Below are 19,472 nucleotides of genomic sequence, written 5' to 3'. Positions count from 1 at the left end.
CAATTTGACGGGCGTAAAAGTTTCGGGTGGTGGCAAAAAGGACACAGATGATTCCGATTGATGTCGAATGCTTTGCGTAGAGACACTGATGCCACTACTATCGTTCCACTTTCTATGACAATAACGACAGCCTGATGCCAAAATTACGCCTGATTGGATTAACTTTACTCGCACTTAGCGCCACTGCAGTCTCACATGCCGAAGAAAAGCGCTATGTCTCTGACGAACTGAACACCTGGGTCCGCAGCGGTCCGGGAGATAATTATCGCCTCGTGGGTACGGTTAACGCCGGCGAGGAAGTCACGCTATTACAGACCGATGCCAACACCAACTATGCCCAGGTGAAAGACAGCACCGGACGTACCGCCTGGATCCCACTGAAAGAGCTGAACAGTACGCCAAGCCTGCGTACCCGCGTTCCCGATCTGGAAAACCAGGTTAAGACGCTGACAGATAAGCTCAATAATATCGATACTACGTGGAATCAGCGCACCGCCGATATGCAGCAAAAAGTGTCGCAAAGCGACAGCGTGATCGACGGGCTGAAACAAGAAAATCAGAAGCTGAAAAACGAACTTATCGTGGCGCAAAAGAAGGTGAGCGCAGCCAACCTGCAGCTTGATGACAAACAGCGCACCATCATCATGCAGTGGTTTATGTACGGCGGCGGCGTGCTGGGTCTTGGTCTGCTGCTCGGCCTGGTTCTGCCGCACATGATCCCAAGCCGTAAACGCAAAGATCGCTGGATGAACTGAATCGCCTTCTCCGCCACACTGACATATGATTAAGGGATGATTTTTTTCAAAAGGAAAGTGGCGTGAAGATTTATCTGGTCGGTGGTGCTGTTCGGGATGCGTTAATAGGGCTACCGGTTAAAGATAAAGATTGGGTCGTTGTCGGCGCCACGCCACAAGAAATGCTCGATGCGGGCTACCAGCAGGTAGGCCGCGATTTTCCCGTGTTTCTGCATCCGCAAACCCGGGAAGAGTATGCGCTGGCGCGAACCGAGCGTAAATCAGGCTCGGGGTATACCGGATTCACCTGTTACGCCGCGCCGGATGTAACGCTGGAGGACGATCTTCAACGTCGCGACCTGACCATCAACGCAATGGCCCGCGATGACGACGGGAAGATTATCGACCCGTATAACGGAGGCAGCGATCTGCAAAACCGTCTGCTGCGCCATGTTTCTCCCGCCTTTAGCGAAGATCCGCTGCGCGTACTGCGCGTGGCGCGCTTTGCTGCCCGCTATGCGCACCTCGGTTTTCGTATCGCTGACGAAACCATGACATTGATGCGCGACATGACCGCTGCCGGTGAACTGGAACATCTGACGTCAGAGCGGGTGTGGAAAGAAACGGAAAACGCCTTAACTACCCGTAATCCCCAGGTGTTCTTTAAGGTTCTGCGCGACTGCGGTGCGCTGCGCGTTCTGTTTCCTGAAGTTGATGCCCTGTTCGGCGTTCCAGCACCCGCGAAGTGGCACCCGGAAATCGATACCGGTATTCACACCCTGATGACGCTGTCGATGGCCGCCATGTTAAGCCCCGAGGTCGACGTGCGCTTTGCCACGTTGTGCCACGATCTTGGCAAAGCATTAACGCCTAAAGCGCTGTGGCCACGCCATCACGGTCATGGTCCGGCGGGCGTCAAGTTGGTCGAGCAACTGTGTCAACGCCTGCGCGTACCAAATGACATCCGTGATTTAGCCAAACTGGTGGCTGAGTTCCACGATCTCATTCATACCTTCCCAATCCTGCAGCCAAAAACCATCGTTAAGCTGTTTGATTCCATCGATGCCTGGCGTAAACCACAGCGCGTGGAGCAAATCGCTCTGACCAGCGAGGCAGACGTGCGTGGGCGTACCGGCTTTGAAGCGGCGGATTATCCGCAAGGCAGGCTGTTGCGTGAAGCCTGGCAGGTTGCGCAGGCGGTGCCAACGAAAGACGTCGTTGAGGCAGGATTCAAAGGTCAGGCGATTCGCGAGGAATTGACCCGGCGTCGTATTGAGGCGGTGGCCACCTGGAAGCAAGAAAAGGCGATCGGTTAAAAAAACTTGCCCCTGTAAAGGGGCAAGTTGAGCTCTTATCAGACAGAATTATTCTTTGATAAATTGAATAGAAGAAACTTTATCATTAAAGCCATCACGTATTGCGGCACTGCCGGCCGTGATATCGATATAATTGCCTTTATAATTCCCGTTTGCATATAGCCGCGCTTTGTAACCCTGAGCGACCTGAATTGAAGATAGCGCATCATTGAGGCTGTAAGTTGACAGATCCTTAATGTCACCATCCATAACAAGAGAACGCCCTTCCAGTCCGTAGTCCTCGTAAGCAATTGCCTTGATAATTTTTACGGATGATATCGCATTATTGCCACTACTCAGCGCGGAGTTACTTTCCAGAAGCGCTATTTTTGTCCCCGAATAATTACAGTTTGTAAAAGCATTCACACCCAAACTACCCTCAGCAATTTTTACTGAAGAGATAGTGTCATTCATTTTTTTGCCTGTTGCGGATTTAACATCGGCTAAACATGAAATATCATCATTAGTCTGAATATCATCACCCAGATAATTTATATCAGTGTAGAGCGTTGCACCTTTCTCTTTTGCAACTGAGGTAGTCAGAATATCATCAACAATATTCCCTAACTCATAATCTGCCGTATCGCCACTGATATCCCAGATAATCGCACCACCAAATCCTTGCTGGTTGATGTAATCTACTTTTTCACGAATAGATTGCGGATCATCATAGGTTAAAAACTCCTGACTGCCTACGCTATATAAATAAGGAACATGTGACTGCGGATCCCAATACCGTTTGTATTCGCCACTGGCTAGTTTTTCTTTCAGAACATACCACGGGTTGGTGCCAGTATATTGCCCCTCATCATCCCATGCGCCTTTTACAGACGCCTCACCCGGCGCGAATAGCCCCGGCAGTCCCGCTTCAATTTGTGTAGCAGGAACAGATCCCCATCCTCTTCCGTAATATGGAACGCCCATCATTAATTTTTCTTTAGGAATCTGCCAAACATCCGCATATTCACTCATCGCAGAGGAGACATTCAACTTCTGATCGTCATCTTTTTGATTGGCGAAAAGCGGAGCATTGTGGCCCGTTTTTGCATCAAAAGCGCCGTGAATGTCGTATGCCATCACGTTGATACTGTCGAGGTAATCTGCGGTGACAGCCGGGTTAATATAAGCCACATTGTTATGGTTGGTTGTGACAGCGGCAGAAAGTTGATAGTACTTATCGTCTTTGCGCCCCTGCTCATCAAGTTTGGCGCGTAATGATTTGATAAGTTTAGTAAACTGCGCTTTTTCGCTGTCGTTGTCCGGATACTCCCAGTCAATATCCAGACCATCAAAATTCCATGCATGGACATAATCGACCATGCTGTTCGCCAACTTCTCAACGCCTTCATCTGTGCGAGTTGCCGCTTCAAACACGCCTTCCTGTGAGTTATCCCAACCACCAACAGAAAGCATAAACGTGACATTATTTTTTTCTGTAAGCTTGTCAAGCTCACGCATTAAATTAGGCGCCTGCGTAGTATCATGCATCGTCACTACACCGTTTTTAACTACGGCAAAACCATAGTTAAGATGGCTCAGGCCCTTATAGTTCACCTTATCGGGGGTAAAGTAATTATGCGCCTCGTAAACCCCCCATTCAGGAAAATAGCCAATCACTTTGCGCTGTGATTTAACCCTTTTCTTCTCACTATTTTGCAGTTCTTCCGCTTTCTGCCCTGTATAAGGGGTAAACTGAAATTCTGAGTAAATGTTAAAATTGACTTTATCGCCCTTTTTCCATACAGAATCCGTGGAAGGACTAACCCCTTGATCAACCCACCATTGCGCCGTCCAGTAATAGCCCAGGAAGCGAACTTTCTCTCCACCTCTATAGGTAGAGTTTGGATCATAAGGCTGAGATATAATAGCAAGCTCATCTTTGGCGGCAATAATTCCATAGGTTGAACCCGGAAAGTTATTCTGACTTTCGTCAGTATAGGCTTCCCAGGTATTTCCCAAATCTTTCGAAATCATCATCCAGGCATCAAGGCCAGAAAAACTATTGGTATCATCGTTATGCGTAACAGAAGCCGCAGATGCCAGGAAAGGAACCCCTATGGCGGCAAAAATAACTGACTGTGCAATCTTGTTTAATTTCATAACTTACTCCATTCAAACGCCATCCATTTAAGAAACAAATATATGTAAATTTAACTTTGCTGCAGTCACATTATTTAACAAAGCAAATAAAGCATACAACTCTTTATGCAGTGTTTAATTAAAAATAAGACTAAAGTGATGAATTAATTTCCCATATAAATCATCAGTACCATAGCATGCAGGCACAACAATCATATGCAGTATATTAATTGAAGCGAATTATTAATTTGTGGAAATAAAAACATCCTGTAAAAAAACAGGATGTTTTCATCAAATTATTCAGAAGAACACGACGTAAACGGCGGCCGCCACAATAAAGCGGTAAATCGCAAAAGGAATAAACGAGATGCGTTTAATCAGTTGCAGGAAGGTTTTGATCGCCACCAGCGCCACGATAAACGCTGTCACGAAACCGACTGCAAACATCGGAATATCTGACGCGCTGAGGAAAGACCAGCTCTTGTAGAGATCCAGGGCGGTCGCGCCCATCATCATCGGCACCGCCAGCAGGAAAGAAAACTCAGATGCCGCATAACGACTCACCCCCATCAGCATACCGCCAGAAATCGTCGCCCCGGAGCGGGAAAAACCCGGCCACAACGCCAGACACTGGAAACAACCGATCATAAACGCCTGGCGATAGGTCATATCATCCAGCCCCGGCGCACGCGGCTCTTTCGGCTTCAGGCATTCTGCGGCTATCAGCAGCAGGCCCCCTACCACCAGCGCATACATCACGTTGATCGGGTTAAACAGCGATTTGATGGTATCGTGGAAAACCAGTCCCAGGACAACGGCCGGAATCATCCCGAGCAGGATATGGCCCAGCGTCAACCGACCTTTGCCAGTACCTTCGTGTGGGGCTTTGCCAAAGTGAATGCCAATCAGGCCAAACAGACGTCGCCAGAACATCACCACGACGGCCAGAATAGAGCCCAGTTGGATCACCACTTCAAATGTTTTTGCGGTATCACCCTCAAAACCCAACAGGTGGCCAACAATAATCATATGGCCGGTACTGGAAACGGGTAAAAACTCCGTCAAACCTTCGACCACACCCAAAATTGCCGCCACCAGCAGCGAGTGCATATCACTCATCAATAAACCCCTACATAAAGAAACCACGGCAAAAAAGAGCCGACGAAAGGACCCTTTTATACCTGTTTGTTTTAGAAATTATTAAATTAATTATTTTCTTTCAGATTATTGCCACGCTCAATGATAACCCCGACGTTTGCCGCACGCGCCACCGCGCCAGGCTTACTGAGTTTGATACGCACCCATGGGGAATTAAAGCGACTCAGCAGGAGGTCCGCCACCTCTTCCGCTACGCGCTCTACCAGCGCAAAACGTCCGCCTTCCACATGATTAACAACCGTTTGAGCAATATCAGCATAGCTCAGGCAATCTGCGACATCATCGCTTTTAGCCGATTTACGGTTATCCCATGCCATTTCGATATCGAACACCAATTTTTGCTCGATCGTTTGTTCCCAGTCGTAAACACCGATAGTGGTGATTACTGAAAGTTGCTCTATAAATACAATATCCATCACGACCCGCCTGCTTTTTGACTAACCCGGATACCACTTCCGGCGAAATATGCGTATTATCCATAGAAGTAGCGTTTTACACGACATTTTCAAAACGGAACAGCTTATGAGTGCAATCGCGCCTGGAATGATTATCTTCGCGTACCTCTGCGGCTCTATTTCCAGTGCCATTCTGGTATGCCGCCTCGCTGGATTGCCGGACCCGCGTGACAGCGGCTCCGGCAATCCGGGCGCGACAAACGTGCTGCGCATCGGTGGTAAGGGAGCCGCCGTCGCCGTACTGATTTTCGACGTACTGAAAGGCATGTTACCCGTCTGGGGCGCCTATGCGCTAGGCGTCAGCCCCTTCTGGCTGGGATTGATAGCGATCGCTGCCTGTCTGGGACACATCTGGCCGGTATTCTTCGGCTTTAAGGGTGGGAAAGGCGTTGCCACCGCCTTTGGCGCAATTGCGCCAATTGGTTGGGACTTAACGGGCGTAATGGCGGGAACCTGGCTGCTGACCGTCTTGCTCAGCGGCTATTCGTCGTTGGGCGCTATCGTCAGCGCGCTGATCGCTCCCTTTTATGTCTGGTGGTTTAATCCCCAGTTCACTTTCCCGGTTTCCATGTTGTCGTGCTTAATTCTGCTACGTCACCATGACAACATTCAGCGTCTGTGGCGCCGTCAGGAGCCGAAGATCTGGACCAAACTGAAGAAAAAACGCGAAAGAGATCCTGAGTGACGGTACTGCCGGATGGCGGCGCTAAAGCGTCTTATCCGGCCTGCAACCTACGGGATTTGATACCCTTCCACTGGCTTGCCTAATCTGTTCTGGCACCACGTCGCCAGAAACTCCACGCACACGCGAAGCTTCACGCTGCGATACAGCGGCTCCTGATAAACCGCCCAGATATTGGCGCTCTGTGCATAGTCCGGAAGTACACGCACCAGTTCACCGCTTGCCAGAAACGGTTGTACGTCCCATTCGGAACGCAACATGATCCCTTTTCCCTGCAGCGCCCACTGCAACACAATCTCACCGCTGTTCGATGAAAGATGCCCGGCTACCTTGACCGATTTTTTCTCCTGACCGTTATCCAGCTCCCACACTCCGTGGGTCATATCGCGTTCTTTGGTGACCAGACAATCGTGCCGACTTAATTCCTGTAGCGTCATCGGCTCGCCATATTTTTGTAAATAGGTCGGGGCCGCACACAATATTCTTTTGTTTTTCGTTAACAAATGCGCAATATAATAATCAGGGATTTCATCATTAATACGAATATCTAAATCGATATTATCCTGCGCCAAATCAATTTGCCGATCGTAAAGCTCAAAATGCACCTGTAACTCAGGATAACTATGCATCAGTTCGGTAATGGCCGGCGCAATATAGCTGCGCCCAAAGCCAAAGCTACAGCCGATACGAATCATCCCCGCCGGGCGCGTTTTGATTTGCGTGACGTCATCAACCAGATGCTGGTAGCCCGCGAGGATCGCCTGCGCATGTTCATAGCAACGTTGACCACTTTCCGTTAACGCCACGCCGCGCGCAGAGCGGTTAAGCAACGTCGTCCCCAGCGTGGATTCGAGAATTTGAATACGTTTTGTCACAAACGCAGGCGTCTGCCCCAGCGTGGCGGCAGCGGCGCTAAAGCTGCCGCTATGAACAATTTCAACCAGCACCTGCAGGTCTTTCGCCAGGGGATACGTGTTCAGCATGGTCGGTATATCCGTAATGTTGTTAACCGCAGTGTAATTCCCTCACGCGTATTAAACCCTGCCTTTGCGCAATTTTTATTGCCTTACCTGGACATCATTCACGAACTGTTAATTGGATATTCACAGTGGCAAATAATATAAAACCACACTTTTAGTGATAGTTTGTGGCGGAGAATTTATTTCCAGAAAATAAAAGAACTGGAGTTTACAAGATGAGCAATCAAAATAACCAAAATGCGATAAATACGCTGACAAACATTGTCGCGAACTTTACCGCCATGATTTCTACCCGTATGCCCGACGACGTGGTGGATAAATTAAAACAGCTGCGGGAAGGCGAAGACTCGCCGATGGGTAAAATCATCTACCACACCATGTTTGACAACATGCAGAAGGCGATTGATCTGAACCGTCCGGCCTGCCAGGACACCGGCGAGATTATGTTCTTTGTAAAGGTCGGTTCCCGTTTTCCGCTGTTGGGTGAGCTGCAAAGCATCCTGAAACAAGCCGTTGAAGACGCCACGGTCAAAGCGCCGCTGCGCCATAACGCGGTAGAGATTTTTGACGAAGTGAATACCGGCAAAAATACCGGCACCGGTGTACCGTGGGTTACCTGGGACATCATTCCTGATAATGATGACGCGGAAATCGAAGTCTACATGGCAGGCGGCGGCTGTACCCTGCCAGGACGCTCGAAAGTGTTAATGCCTTCAGAAGGCTACGAAGGCGTAGTGAAATTTGTCTTCGAAAATATCTCCACGTTGGCCGTTAACGCCTGCCCGCCGGTGCTGGTGGGCGTAGGCATTGCCACCTCAGTAGAAACTGCCGCAGTGCTCTCCCGTAAAGCGGTGCTGCGTCCTATCGGCTCACGTCATCCCAATCCAAAAGCGGCCGAACTGGAACTGCGTCTGGAAGAAGGACTTAACCGCCTGGGTATTGGTCCGCAGGGGTTGACCGGCAATAGCTCCGTGATGGGCGTGCATATCGAATCCGCCGCGCGCCACCCGTCGACTATCGGCGTTGCTGTTTCCACCGGCTGCTGGGCGCACCGTCGCGGCACGCTGTTGGTTCATGCTGATCTCTCCTTCGAAAATCTGTCTCACACCCGGAGCGCGTTATGAAAAAGATCCTCACCACCCCGATTAAAGCCGAAGATCTGGAAGATATTCGCGTTGGCGATGTCATTTACCTGAGCGGTACGCTGGTGACCTGCCGCGACGTGTGCCACCGTCGCCTGATCGAACTGAAGCGCCCAATTCCTTATGATCTGAACGGCAAGGCTATTTTCCACGCAGGCCCAATCGTGCGTAAGAACGGTGATAAATGGGAGATGGTCTCCGTCGGTCCAACCACCAGTATGCGTATGGAAGCTTTTGAGAAAGAGTTTATCGAGCAGACCGGCGTCAAGCTGGTGGTCGGAAAAGGCGGTATGGGACCGTTGACAGAAGAAGGCTGCAAGCAGTTCAAAGCGCTGCATGTGATCTTCCCGGCAGGTTGCGCCGTACTGGCGGCCACTCAGGTTGAAGAGATTGAAGAAGTGCACTGGACGGAGCTGGGCATGCCGGAATCCTTGTGGGTATGTCGGGTCAAAGAGTTCGGCCCGCTGATTGTGTCCATCGACACCCACGGCAACAACCTGATCGCCGAAAACAAAAAGCTGTTCGCTGAACGCCGCGATCCCATCGTGGAAGAGATTTGCGAGCACGTGCACTACATCAAATAACCCTTCCGGAGAGGCACAGAGCCTCTCCCCTTTCGCAGGGATATCACAATGGCACCTTTAGCTGGTTGGTGGCGATACCTGGCTCCGCTGGTGGTCATCGCCATTATTGCTGTTTTACCCGTCCCCACCGGTCTTGAGAGCCACACCTGGCTCTATTTTGCCGTCTTTACCGGTGTGATTGTGGGGCTCATTCTGGAACCTGTACCCGGCGCGGTCGTAGCGATGATTGGTATTTCGATCATCGCCGTACTTTCACCGTGGATCCTGTTCAGCCCGGAACAACTCGCGCAGGACGGTTTTAAATTTACCGCCAAATCGCTGTCGTGGGCCGTTTCTGGCTTTTCTAACTCGGTGATCTGGCTGATTTTCGCGGCCTTTATGTTTGGTACCGGCTATGAGAAAACCGGTCTCGGTCGGCGTATCGCGCTGATGTTAGTGAAAAAGATGGGGCACCGGACGTTATTCCTCGGTTACGCGGTGATGTTCTCCGAGCTTATCCTCGCCCCCGTCACGCCTTCCAACTCCGCGCGCGGGGCCGGGATAATCTACCCGATTATCCGCAACCTGCCGCCGCTGTATAACTCACAGCCCAATGACGCCAGTTCACGTTCTATTGGCTCCTACATCATGTGGATGGGCATTGTCGCCGACTGCGTCACCAGCGCGATTTTCTTAACGGCGATGGCGCCGAACCTGCTGCTGATCGGCCTGATGAAAGGCGCATCTCATACGGCACTCAGTTGGGGCGACTGGTTCTTGGGTATGCTGCCGCTGAGCATTTTACTGGTGCTGATCGTGCCCTGGCTGGCATATGTGTTGTACCCGCCGGTGCTGAAATCCGGCGATCAGGTGCCGCGCTGGGCGGATACAGAATTAAAAGCGATGGGACCGCTCTGCGCACGTGAGAAAAAGATGCTCGGGCTGATGGTCGGCGCGCTGGTGTTGTGGATCTTCGGTGGCGATTATATTGACGCCGCAATGGTCGGTTACAGCGTGGTGGCATTGATGCTGGTACTGCGCATCATCAGTTGGGATGACATCGTTAGTAATAAAGCCGCATGGAACGTCTTTTTCTGGCTGGCCTCGTTAATAACCCTGGCGACCGGGCTGAATAACACCGGTTTTATTACCTGGTTCGGCAAGCTGCTGGCAAACGGGCTGAGCGGCTATTCACCGATCATGGTGATGGTGGCGCTCATCGTGGTCTTTTATTTACTGCGCTACTTCTTTGCCAGCGCCACGGCGTATACCTCCGCCCTTGCGCCAATGATGATCGCCGCCGCGCTGGCGATGCCGGAAATCCCGTTGCCGGTCTTCTGTCTGATGGTCGGCGCCGCTATTGGCCTGGGCAGTATTCTGACTCCCTACGCCACCGGCCCAAGCCCTATCTACTACGGCAGCGGCTATTTGCCAACGGTTGACTACTGGCGGCTGGGCGCTATTTTTGGCCTGATTTTCCTCGTGCTGCTGGTGATCACCGGTCTGGTCTGGATGCCTCTCGTTTTACTGTAAAATCCCATTGGGGCGACGTCTTGTCGCCCCTTTATCCATAAGCTTCTCATATGATCGATTTCCCGATGCGCTGAGGCATACTTTTTTGTACGCAAACACCCTCATGCTGATAAGGGAAACGCTCTGGACACGCTGGCGCACGAGACACTCACACGAGGCTGGCAGGCCGAACTGGATCTGCACTTTACCCGCACCGGGCACAAAACGGTGCTCGCCTCGGCGCGTCACTATGGACCTTTGACGGTTCAACGTCCGTTTTATCCCGAAGAAGAGGTATGTCACCTCTATTTGCTTCATCCACCTGGCGGGATCGTCGGCGGGGATGAGCTACATATTTCCGTATCACTCGATGAAAACAGCCATGCGTTAATCACTCAGCCCGGCGCGGGAAAATTTTATCGCAGCCGTGGGCCGCAGGCGTTGCTACGCCAGCATTTCACGCTCGCCCCGCACGCCACGCTGGAGTGGCTGCCGCAGGATACGATCTTCTTTCCCGGCGCTAATGCCACCATCCAGTCCGTATTTCATCTGACGTCCGCAAGCCATTTGCTGGCCTGGGATCTGCTGTGTCTCGGACGCCCTGTCATGCAGGAAACGTTCAGCCACGGCACGCTACAAAACCGTCTGGAAGTGTGGCGGGATGGGCAACCGCTACTGATAGAGCGTTTGCAGGTGCAGGCAGGGAATCTGAGCGGCGTCGCACATCATCCCTGGATTGGTACGTTGCTGTGTTACCCGGCCAACGAACACATGCTGGAGGGAACGCGCGAGCGGCTTACGCCATTGGGGGATTATGCCGGGGCAACGCTTAACGACTCGCTGCTGACAATCCGCTTTCTGGCGAACGACAACCTGATTGTTCAGCGCGTTATGCGTGACATCTGGCAATTTCTGCGCCCGCTGCTGACACACAAAGCGCCCATGCTACCGCGAATCTGGCAAACCTAAGAGGCCCATTATGGAACTGACCCCCAGAGAAAAAGACAAGCTGTTGCTGTTTACCGCCGCGCTGGTGGCAGAACGTCGCCTGGCCCGCGGGCTGAAGCTGAATTACCCGGAATCAGTGGCGCTGATTAGCGCTTTCATCATGGAAGGGGCGCGCGACGGGCAAACCGTGGCCGTGCTGATGGAAAACGGGCGTCACGTGCTGCGCCGCGATCAGGTGATGGAAGGCGTACCAGAGATGATCCCGGATATTCAGGTTGAAGCCACATTCCCGGACGGTTCGAAACTGGTCACCGTCCACAACCCGATCGTCTAAGGAGCGGCAATGATCCCAGGTGAGTATCAGATCTCAGCAGGCAACATTGCGATCAATCAGGGGCGCGAAACCTGCACGATCGTAGTGGAGAATCACGGTGACAGACCCATCCAGGTGGGATCGCACTATCACTTTCACGAGGTGAACCCGGCGCTGCGCTTTGACAGGGCAGCTACGCGGGGCTTTCGTCTTAACATTGCCGCAGGTACAGCGGTACGTTTTGAACCGGGGCAAAAGCGCGAAGTCGAACTGGTGCGCGTCGCTGGCGCACAAAGGATGGTGGGTTTTCGCAGTGAAGTGATGGGCGCGCTGGAGGCAGATAATGAGTAACATTTCCCGCCAGGCGTACGCCGACATGTTTGGCCCAACCACCGGCGATAAAGTACGTCTGGCGGATACTGACTTGTGGATCGAGGTAGAAAAAGACTTCACCACCTACGGCGAAGAGGTCAAATTCGGCGGCGGAAAAGTGATCCGCGACGGTATGGGACAGGGACAAATGCGCGCCCAGGCGTGTGTGGATCTGGTGATAACCAATGCACTGATCGTTGATCACTGGGGGATCGTCAAAGCGGATATCGGCATCAAAGACGGCAGGATCTTCGCCATCGGCAAAGCGGGTAATCCCGATATTCAGCCCAATGTCACAATCCCGATAGGCGTAGGAACAGAAGTCATCGCCGGAGAAGGCAAGATCGTCACCGCGGGCGGCGTGGATACGCATATTCACTGGATCTGCCCGCAGCAGGCGCAAGAAGCGCTGGTTTCAGGCGTGACGACGATGATCGGCGGCGGTACTGGTCCGGCCGCAGGCACCAATGCCACCACCTGCACGCCGGGCCCGTGGTACATCGCCCGCATGCTGCAGGCGGCAGACACGTTGCCGGTTAACATCGGTTTGCTGGGCAAAGGCAATGGTTCAAACCCTGACGCCCTGCGCGAGCAAATCACTGCCGGCGCCATTGGCCTGAAGATCCACGAAGACTGGGGCGCCACGCCTGCCGCTATCGACTGTGCGCTGACCGTGGCCGACGAAATGGACATCCAGGTAGCGCTGCACAGCGACACGCTCAATGAGTCCGGTTTTGTTGAGGATACGCTGGCAGCGATCGGCGATCGCACCATTCATACTTTCCATACCGAAGGCGCAGGTGGCGGCCATGCGCCGGATATCATCACCGCCTGCGCACATCCGAATATTTTGCCCTCCTCCACCAACCCGACGCTGCCTTATACCGTCAACACCATCGACGAGCATCTCGACATGCTGATGGTCTGCCACCATCTCGATCCAGATATCGCTGAAGACGTCGCCTTCGCCGAATCGCGCATTCGCCGGGAAACGATCGCTGCCGAGGATGTGCTGCATGATATTGGCGCGTTTTCCCTGACCTCGTCCGATTCACAGGCAATGGGGCGCGTGGGCGAAGTGATCCTACGTACCTGGCAGGTGGCGCACCGCATGAAGGTTCAGCGTGGTCCGCTGGCAGAAGAAATCGGCGACAACGACAATCAGCGTGTTAAACGCTACATCGCCAAGTACACCATCAATCCGGCGTTGACCCACGGTATCGCCCACGAAGTCGGCTCGGTTGAGCCCGGTAAACTGGCCGACCTGGTGCTGTGGTCGCCGGCCTTTTTTGGCGTAAAACCGGCGACCATCGTGAAGGGCGGGATGATCGCCTGCGCGCCGATGGGTGATATCAACGCCTCAATCCCTACCCCGCAGCCGGTGCATTACCGCATGATGTTCGGCGCGCTTGGCGCAGCGCGGCATCACACCCGTCTAACCTTTATTTCACAGGCTGCCGACGCGCAAAACGTCCCGCAGCAACTTAATTTGCAAAGCGCTATCGCCGTCGTCAAAGGCTGCCGGACGGTAAAAAAGGCTGACATGATCCACAACGCTCTGCAGCCCAATATCACCGTCGATGCCCAGACCTACGAGGTACGCATTGATGGTGAACTTATTACCAGCGACCCGGCAGACGTTTTGCCGATGGCGCAACGCTATTTCCTGTTTTAAGGAGTGAGGATGATCTACCTGACCCAACGCCTTGACCACGCCCACCGCGTCACCGCAAGCGTCACGCTACCCATTGATGTTCGGGTAAAAAGCCGCGCCAGAGTGGCGCTGAGCGATGGCCGCGAAGCCGGCTTAATGCTACCGCGCGGTTTACTGTTACGCGGCGGCGATCTGCTGACTACCGACGATGGCCGCGAGGTGATCGAAGTGATCGCCGCGCCGGAGTCGGTTTCCGTCGTGCGCTGCGCCGACCCTTTTTTGCTCGCCAAAGCCTGTTACCACCTTGGTAATCGCCACGTACCGTTGCAGATCCTGCCCGATGAGCTGCGCTACCACCACGATCATGTGCTGGACGATATGCTGCGCCAGTTCAACCTCGAGGTGGCGTTTGCCCAGTTGCCGTTTGAGCCGGAAGCGGGTGCCTATGCGAGCGAGTCACACGGGCATCATCACGGCCATGCGCACTGATGCATAGCACCCAACAGCTGCGCCTGATGCAGCTCGCCAGCAGCAGTCTCCCGGTGGGATCGTTTACCTGGTCTCAGGGTCTGGAGTGGGCGGTGGAAATCGGCTGGGTGAAAAGCGTCGATGACTTCTCTGACTGGCAAATTCAGCAGATGGAGCACAACTTTTTTACCGTCGACTTACCGCTGCTGGCGAGATTGTATCGCGCCTGTGAGCAGGACGATCTCGCCGTCGCGCGCCGCTGGACCGCTTACCTGCTGGCCTGTCGGGAAACCCGCGAACTGCGGGATGAAGAACGCAGCCGGGGCATCGCCTTTACGCGGCTGGTCACCGACTGGGAACCAGACTGTTCCCGGGAATGGCGCACGCTCTTTGCCGACAGCCAGCTGTGCGGCATGGCCTGGCTGGGCGTACGCTGGAAAATCCCCCTGACGAATCTGGCATTAAGCCTCGGCTACAGCTGGATTGAGAGCGCAGTGATGGCAGGTGTCAAACTGGTTCCCTTTGGCCAGCAGGCGGCGCAGCGGTTGATTATTTCGCTTGGCGATCGTTACGCGCAAGGTGTGGCACAAGCGCTGGCGTGTCCTGACGCCAGCCTCGGATCCGCAACGCCGTTAGCCGCCATCGCGTCTGCCCGGCATGAAACCCAATATTCCCGCTTATTCCGTTCCTGAGGAGAAAAAATGAGTGATTACAAGCATCCCCTGCGTGTGGGCGTTGGCGGCCCGGTTGGCTCCGGCAAAACGGCGCTGCTGGAAGCGTTATGCAAAGCCATGCGCAGCAGCTATCAACTGGCGGTCGTGACTAACGATATCTACACCAAAGAAGATCAGCGCATTCTCACCGAAGCAGGCGCACTGGAACCGGACAGGATCGTTGGTGTGGAAACTGGCGGCTGTCCGCATACCGCCATCCGCGAAGATGCGTCGATGAATCTGGCCGCGGTCGAAGCGCTGAGCGAGAAATTCGGCAACCTGGATCTGATTTTTGTGGAAAGCGGCGGCGATAACCTGAGCGCCACCTTCAGCCCGGAATTAGCGGATCTGACAATCTACGTGATCGACGTTGCCGAAGGCGAGAAGATCCCGCGTAAAGGCGGGCCGGGGATCACCAAATCCGATTTTCTGGTGATCAACAAAACCGATCTGGCCCCTTACGTAGGCGCTTCGCTGGAGGTGATGGAACGCGATACCCTGCGCATGCGCGGCGAGCGTCCGTGGACGTTTACTAACCTGAAGGCGGGCGACGGTCTGGCGACGATTATTGCGTTTCTGGAAGAGAAAGGAATGTTGCGGGTGTAGCGCGGTTTATCGCCGGGTGGCGGCTTCGCCTGACCCGGCCTACGGTTTTGTTGGCCCGGTAAGCAAAGCCACCACCGGGCAAAAAACTCACGCCGCCGGTAATTCCGCCAGCGGCCAGCGTGGACGCACGGTCACGCCAAGATCCGCCGTTGCGCCCGCTTTAAAACGCACCATCCCCGCGTAGGCGATCATCGCCCCGTTGTCGGTACAAAATTCCGGGCGCGCATAGAACACTTCGCCGCGGCGTTTTTGCATCATTTCGGCCAGTTTTGCGCGCAGCGTGCGGTTAGCGCTCACGCCCCCCGCCATCACCAGACGTTTAAAACCGGTTTGATCCAGCGCGCGTTTGCACTTGATCATCAGCGTATCAACCACCGCATCTTCAAAGGCACGGGCGATATCTGCACGCGTTTGATCGTCATTTTCGTTATTACGAATCGTATTCGCGGCGAAGGTTTTCAGGCCGGAGAAGCTGAAATCCAGCCCCGGACGGTCGGTCATCGGACGCGGGAAGACAAAGCGTTTTTCCACACCCTGTGACGCCAGCTTAGACAGCATTGGGCCGCCAGGATAATCCAGCCCCAGCAGCTTGGCGGTTTTGTCAAACGCTTCACCTGCCGCGTCATCAATCGATTCACCCAGTAATTCATACTGACCGATACCAGTGACGCTAATCAGTTGCGTGTGCCCACCGGAAACCAGCAGCGCGACGAACGGAAAAGCAGGAGGATTCTCTTCCAGCATCGGCGCCAGCAAATGCCCTTCCATGTGGTGCACAGGAATTGCCGGCACGCCCCAGGCGAACGCCAGCGAACGTCCTACGGTTGCGCCGACCAGCAGCGCGCCAACCAGACCAGGACCTGCGGTGTACGCCACCGCATCGATCTCTTTTGCCGTGAGCCCCGCTTCTTTCAGCGCGGCCTGAATCAGCGGTACGGTTTTACGTACGTGATCGCGCGAGGCCAGTTCTGGCACTACGCCGCCGTAGTCAGCGTGTAATTTCACCTGACTATACAATTGGTTGGCTAAAAGACCTTTTTCATCGTCGTAAATGGCGATGCCGGTTTCATCGCAGGATGTTTCAATACCCAGTACACGCATGACTTGTTTTACCTCGCTCTATTACCGCGCAGTGTAGGACCAATGCGGGTTGATGTAAAACTTTGTTCGCCCCAGGCGCATGCCTCGTGTATACTCCTTGTCCTTATAAAAGTCCCTTTCAAAATCGCGTGGGTGCTTTACAAAGCAGCAGCAATTGCAGTAAAATTCCGCACCATTTTGAAATAAGCTGGCGTTGATGCCAGCGGCAAACCGAATTTATTAAAGGTGAGAGTTACATGCCGGTAATTAAAGTACGTGAAAACGAGCCGTTCGACGTAGCACTGCGTCGCTTCAAGCGTTCATGCGAAAAAGCAGGTGTTCTGGCGGAAGTTCGTCGTCGTGAGTTCTATGAAAAACCGACTACCGAACGTAAGCGCGCTAAAGCTTCTGCTGTGAAACGTCACGCGAAGAAACTGGCTCGCGAAAACGCACGCCGTACTCGTCTGTACTAATTCATTGAGAGCTAAAGCTCTCAATTCAGACTGAGTTGTAGTTGTAAGGCCGTGCTTCCGGAAGGAATGCGCGGCTTATTTTCGTTTATACACGTCATCATTCAAGCTGCCTCTGCGTTGGCTGCAGTCGTTCACCCCAGTCACGTACTGATGTACGCTCCTGAGGATTCGCTCCCTTGCCGCCTTGATGCATCCTGAATGATTTTGTGTATGTGAGTCATAACAAAATAAACGGGGCATATGGCTGGACGAATTCCACGTGTATTTATTAATGACCTGCTGGCAAGAACCGACATCGTCGATCTCATCGACGCGCGGGTAAAGCTGAAAAAGCAGGGCAAAAATTATCACGCGTGCTGTCCGTTCCATAACGAAAAAACCCCCTCTTTCACCGTAAACGGTGAAAAACAGTTTTATCACTGCTTTGGGTGTGGCGCGCATGGCAACGCCGTCGACTTTCTCATGAACTACGACAAGCTCGAGTTTGTGGAAACCGTCGAAGAACTGGCCGCAATGCACAACCTTGAAGTGCCCTATGAAGCAGGCAGTGGCCCCAGTCAGATAGAGCGCCATCAACGGCAAAGCCTTTATCAATTGATGGACGGCCTGAACACTTTTTATCAACAGTCTTTGATGCAGCCCGCCGCTACCCCTGCGCGCCAGTACCTGGAAAAGCGAGGATTAAGTAGCGACGTTATCACCCGTTTTGCTATTGGTTTTGCCCCCCCCGGCTGGGATAACGTCCTGAAACGGTTTGGCGGCAATGCTGAGAATCGCAAATCGTTGGTCGATGCGGGGATGTTGGTCACCAACGATCAGGGACGCAGTTACGATCGTTTTCGCGAACGGGTGATGTTCCCCATCCGCGACAAACGTGGTCGGGTCATTGGTTTTGGTGGACGCGTGCTGGGCGATGCCCTGCCGAAGTATCTGAACTCCCCGGAAACCGATATTTTCCATAAAGGTCGCCAGCTGTATGGCCTTTATGAAGCCCAGCAGGATAACGCCGATCCGCAGCGCCTGTTAGTGGTGGAAGGTTATATGGATGTGGTGGCGCTGGCGCAATACGGCATTAACTACGCCGTGGCATCCCTTGGGACGTCAACTACCGCCGATCACATCCAACTGTTGTTTCGCGCGACGAACAACGTGATTTGCTGCTACGACGGCGACCGTGCCGGACGCGACGCAGCATGGCGCGCGCTGGAAACCGCACTGCCTTATATGACAGACGGCCGCCAGCTACGCTTTATGTTTTTACCTGATGGCGAAGATCCCGATACGTTAGTGCGTAAAGAAGGGAAAGAGGCTTTCGAAGCCCGGATGGAGCAGGCGTTGCCGCTCTCCGCGTTTTTATTTAATAGCCTGTTGCCACAGGTAGATTTGAGTACCCCGGACGGACGCGCGCAGCTCAGCACGCTGGCGCTGCCACTGATCACTCAGGTGCCGGGCGAAACGTTGCGCATTTATCTGCGACAGGAGTTGGGAAACAAGCTCGGCATTCTGGATGACAGCCAGCTTGAACGTTTAATGCCAAAACTGGCAGAAAATGGCGCTTCCCGCCCTGTTCCACAGCTAAAACGTACGACCATGCGTATACTTATAGGGTTGCTGGTGCAAAACCCGGACCTTGCTCCGCTGGTTCCGCCGTTAGGCGCGCTGGACAGCAATAAGCTGCCTGGACTTGGCTTATTCAGAGAACTGGTCAACACTTGTCTGGCTCAGCCAGGCCTGACCACCGGCCAACTTTTAGAGCACTATCGTGGCACAAATGATGCTGCAACCCTTGAAAAACTGTCGATGTGGGACGATATAGCAGATAAAGATATCGCAGAAAAAACCTTCACCGACTCACTCAACCATATGTTTGATTCGATGCTTGAACTGCGCCAGGAAGAGTTGATAGCTCGTGAGCGCACACACGGTTTAAGCAGCGAAGAACGCCGGGAACTCTGGACGCTGAACCAGGAACTGGCCAAGAAATAAGAGAAAGACAAGACAAAACAAAGACAAAATCATTCGCGTTGTATCAAGGCAGCAAGTGAACGAACGCCTGGGAGTGTACATAAGTACATGACCAGGAAGAGAGAACGCAGCTAACGCAGAGACAACGTGAAAGATGAAGTATTTAACGGCTTAACTGCCGAATATCGATCGGGAAGCCCCCGACAGCCGCACGGAGAGG

Annotated in this window: 20 protein-coding genes; 15 read left to right on the top strand and 5 right to left on the bottom strand. The window is 53.3% G+C overall.

What is annotated here, in order from left to right:
- Window positions 1-134 precede the first annotated feature (134 nt).
- Window positions 135-755 (top strand): TIGR04211 family SH3 domain-containing protein, encoded by a 621-nt coding sequence (locus FDX09_RS17325; protein WP_038633948.1) that lies wholly within the window; start codon window positions 135-137, stop codon window positions 753-755.
- A 62-nt stretch (window positions 756-817) separates the two neighbouring features.
- A complete protein-coding gene (locus FDX09_RS17320) occupies window positions 818-2,050 on the top strand; it encodes a multifunctional CCA addition/repair protein (protein ID WP_137347610.1) in 1,233 nt (410 codons plus the stop codon).
- A gap of 48 nt (window positions 2,051-2,098) precedes the next feature.
- Here FDX09_RS17320 and FDX09_RS17315 read toward each other — a convergent pair whose 3' ends face one another.
- From FDX09_RS17315 to folB, 3 genes are all read right to left on the bottom strand, one after another.
- The gene (locus FDX09_RS17315; RefSeq protein WP_137347609.1) at window positions 2,099-4,189 is read right to left on the bottom strand and encodes a glycosyl hydrolase family 18 protein; all 2,091 of its coding nucleotides are present in this window, start codon (window positions 4,187-4,189) and stop codon (window positions 2,099-2,101) included.
- Window positions 4,190-4,468: 279 nt separating this feature from the next.
- A complete protein-coding gene (gene bacA, locus FDX09_RS17310) occupies window positions 4,469-5,287 on the bottom strand; it encodes an undecaprenyl-diphosphate phosphatase (protein ID WP_038633957.1) in 819 nt (272 codons plus the stop codon).
- Between the two features lie 86 nt (window positions 5,288-5,373).
- Window positions 5,374-5,742 (bottom strand): bifunctional dihydroneopterin aldolase/7,8-dihydroneopterin epimerase, encoded by a 369-nt coding sequence (gene folB, locus FDX09_RS17305; RefSeq protein ID WP_038633959.1) that lies wholly within the window; start codon window positions 5,740-5,742, stop codon window positions 5,374-5,376.
- A gap of 106 nt (window positions 5,743-5,848) precedes the next feature.
- On the opposite strand from folB, the gene plsY reads away from it, so the two are divergent.
- Window positions 5,849-6,466 (top strand): glycerol-3-phosphate 1-O-acyltransferase PlsY, encoded by a 618-nt coding sequence (plsY, locus tag FDX09_RS17300; protein ID WP_003828443.1) that lies wholly within the window; start codon window positions 5,849-5,851, stop codon window positions 6,464-6,466.
- A 47-nt stretch (window positions 6,467-6,513) separates the two neighbouring features.
- On the opposite strand, the gene FDX09_RS17295 is transcribed toward plsY, so the two are convergent.
- A complete protein-coding gene (locus FDX09_RS17295; protein ID WP_137347608.1) occupies window positions 6,514-7,446 on the bottom strand; it encodes a LysR family transcriptional regulator in 933 nt (310 codons plus the stop codon).
- A gap of 212 nt (window positions 7,447-7,658) precedes the next feature.
- On the opposite strand from FDX09_RS17295, the gene ttdA reads away from it, so the two are divergent.
- The 10 genes from ttdA to ureG all read left to right on the top strand — a co-directional run bounded on the left by ttdA (window position 7,659) and on the right by ureG (window position 15,734).
- Complete coding sequence (gene ttdA / locus FDX09_RS17290; protein WP_038633966.1) at window positions 7,659-8,567, top strand: L(+)-tartrate dehydratase subunit alpha; 909 nt, start codon at window positions 7,659-7,661, stop codon at window positions 8,565-8,567.
- Complete coding sequence (gene ttdB, locus FDX09_RS17285) at window positions 8,564-9,169, top strand: L(+)-tartrate dehydratase subunit beta (RefSeq protein ID WP_006688017.1); 606 nt, start codon at window positions 8,564-8,566, stop codon at window positions 9,167-9,169. Before ttdA ends, ttdB begins: the two co-directional genes overlap by 4 nt.
- Before the next feature lie 48 nt (window positions 9,170-9,217).
- On the top strand, window positions 9,218-10,681 hold the full coding sequence (locus tag FDX09_RS17280; RefSeq protein WP_042311057.1) for an anion permease: 1,464 nt from the start codon (window positions 9,218-9,220) through the stop codon (window positions 10,679-10,681).
- Between the two features lie 123 nt (window positions 10,682-10,804).
- Window positions 10,805-11,629, top strand: a complete 825-nt coding sequence (locus FDX09_RS17275) for an urease accessory protein UreD (RefSeq protein ID WP_212733573.1) — start codon at window positions 10,805-10,807, stop codon at window positions 11,627-11,629.
- A gap of 10 nt (window positions 11,630-11,639) precedes the next feature.
- Window positions 11,640-11,942 (top strand): urease subunit gamma, encoded by a 303-nt coding sequence (locus FDX09_RS17270; protein WP_137347606.1) that lies wholly within the window; start codon window positions 11,640-11,642, stop codon window positions 11,940-11,942.
- 9 nt (window positions 11,943-11,951) lie between these two features.
- On the top strand, window positions 11,952-12,272 hold the full coding sequence (locus FDX09_RS17265; protein ID WP_137347605.1) for an urease subunit beta: 321 nt from the start codon (window positions 11,952-11,954) through the stop codon (window positions 12,270-12,272).
- Window positions 12,265-13,968, top strand: a complete 1,704-nt coding sequence (ureC, locus tag FDX09_RS17260; protein WP_110496800.1) for an urease subunit alpha — start codon at window positions 12,265-12,267, stop codon at window positions 13,966-13,968. The genes FDX09_RS17265 and ureC overlap by 8 nt, the downstream gene beginning before the upstream one ends.
- Window positions 13,969-13,977: 9 nt before the next feature.
- Window positions 13,978-14,436 carry an urease accessory protein UreE gene (gene ureE, locus FDX09_RS17255; protein ID WP_042311069.1) on the top strand — a complete coding sequence of 153 codons (459 nt, stop codon included), beginning with the start codon at window positions 13,978-13,980 and terminating at the stop codon, window positions 14,434-14,436.
- A complete protein-coding gene (locus tag FDX09_RS17250) occupies window positions 14,436-15,107 on the top strand; it encodes an urease accessory protein UreF (protein WP_137347604.1) in 672 nt (223 codons plus the stop codon). Before ureE ends, FDX09_RS17250 begins: the two co-directional genes overlap by 1 nt.
- 9 nt (window positions 15,108-15,116) lie before the next feature.
- The gene (gene ureG, locus FDX09_RS17245) at window positions 15,117-15,734 is read left to right on the top strand and encodes an urease accessory protein UreG (RefSeq protein WP_038633986.1); all 618 of its coding nucleotides are present in this window, start codon (window positions 15,117-15,119) and stop codon (window positions 15,732-15,734) included.
- An 87-nt stretch (window positions 15,735-15,821) separates the two neighbouring features.
- Here ureG and tsaD read toward each other — a convergent pair whose 3' ends face one another.
- The gene (gene tsaD, locus FDX09_RS17240; RefSeq protein ID WP_038633989.1) at window positions 15,822-16,835 is read right to left on the bottom strand and encodes a tRNA (adenosine(37)-N6)-threonylcarbamoyltransferase complex transferase subunit TsaD; all 1,014 of its coding nucleotides are present in this window, start codon (window positions 16,833-16,835) and stop codon (window positions 15,822-15,824) included.
- 236 nt (window positions 16,836-17,071) lie between these two features.
- Here tsaD and rpsU point away from each other — a divergent pair, with 236 nt between their 5' ends.
- Entirely contained in the window at window positions 17,072-17,287 is a 216-nt protein-coding gene (rpsU, locus tag FDX09_RS17235; RefSeq protein ID WP_001144069.1) for a 30S ribosomal protein S21, read from the top strand.
- Window positions 17,288-17,527: 240 nt separating this feature from the next.
- Window positions 17,528-19,273, top strand: coding sequence for a DNA primase (gene dnaG / locus FDX09_RS17230; protein WP_038633998.1), 1,746 nt, complete (start codon window positions 17,528-17,530; stop codon window positions 19,271-19,273).
- Window positions 19,274-19,472 lie beyond the last annotated feature (199 nt).

Source organism: Citrobacter sp. wls717, from assembly GCF_005280955.1.
Lineage (GTDB): Bacteria > Pseudomonadota > Gammaproteobacteria > Enterobacterales > Enterobacteriaceae > Citrobacter > Citrobacter werkmanii.
This window is presented reverse-complemented; position numbering and strand designations above follow the sequence as displayed.